Source organism: Rhizobium sp. H4 (genome assembly GCF_003013335.1).
Lineage (GTDB): Bacteria > Pseudomonadota > Alphaproteobacteria > Rhizobiales > Rhizobiaceae > Rhizobium > Rhizobium sophoriradicis.
Map to the genome: position 1 here is coordinate 1 of NZ_PSOW01000049.1, position 1,171 is coordinate 1,171.

1 protein-coding gene is annotated in these 1,171 nt (G+C 62.9%); it reads left to right on the forward strand.

Annotation, left to right across the window (positions count from 1 at the left end; genetic code table 11):
* Positions 1-176: 176 nt before the first annotated feature.
* Positions 177-1,148: an IS110 family transposase gene (locus C4N04_RS31400; protein WP_096765150.1), complete on the forward strand. Its 972-nt coding sequence runs from the start codon at positions 177-179 to the stop codon at positions 1,146-1,148.
* The last annotated feature ends 23 nt before the right edge of the window (positions 1,149-1,171 follow it).

Below are 1,171 nucleotides of genomic sequence, written 5' to 3' on the forward strand. Positions count from 1 at the left end.
CCCCTTGCATGTTCAATTTGCGCTGATTGTTGGATGATCGGTGCGCACTCCGGCGGATGGCCATCCGCCGGAGTGCGGACGGCCGGGACCGCAGGCCCCTTGGCTTGAACCGGGGATGAGATTGGTCCGGCCGTCCTCGCGTTTGTCCTGAACAGATGATGGGGAGCAAGTCCCGCATGCAAGGCAAGGTTTCGTTCCAAGAAGACGCGATGCCGGTAGTTTATGCCGGTGTGGACGTGAGTAAAGAGTGGCTGGATGTTCATCTGCATCCGCTGGGCGAAAGCCGGCGGTTTAGCAATGACAAGACCGGCATCCGCCAGCTGAAACGGCTGCTGGCCAGGTATCGGCCCGAACGCATTGTGATGGAGGCAACCGGTAAGTTCCATCGCCCCGTCCATCGCTCGCTTTGGCATGATGGCTTTGCCGTCGCCGTGATCGATCCGCTGCGCGCGCGCATGTTTGCCCGCGCCTGCGGCTATCTCGCCAAGACCGACCGGCTCGACGCCCGTTTCCTGGCGCTCTTGGCCGAGAGCCTGCGCCCGCCGGCTGCCGCGCCGCCAAGTCCTCACATCGAAGCCTTGCAGGAGCTGGTCAATGCACGATCGGCAGCCAAAGACGACCTTACCGCCCTGCAAAATCGCAGCAAGACCGCCACCACCGCGGTTCTGCGCGGCGAACTCAACCGCCTTGTGCGCAGGCTGGAACAGCATATCGACCGTCTCGACAAAGAGATCGAGCGATATGTCGGCAAGGATCCGCAGCTCTGCCGCAAGGCCGAGATCCTCACCTCCATTCCCGGCATCGGCCGCATCACCGCCCTGGCCTTGATGGCCGGCATGGACGAGTTGGGCAGTTGTTCGGGCAAGCAGGCCGCCATGCTGGCAGGCCTGGCCCCAATCGCCAACGACAGCGGTGCCCGAACCGGACGGCGTTCCATCCGCGCCGGCAGGCCCGCACCCCGGCGCGCCCTCTACATGGCCGCCTTGTCGGCATGTCGCTACAATCCCGCGCTCGCGCGCTTCGCAGAAACCCTCAAAGCCGCAGGAAAACCAGCCAAGGTCGTCCTTGTCGCCATCATGCGCAAACTGCTCGTGCTGGCAAACTGTCTTCTCTCTCAGGATCGACTCTGGACCCCAAATCCACCTTGACAACCAACACAGATTCTCATCCG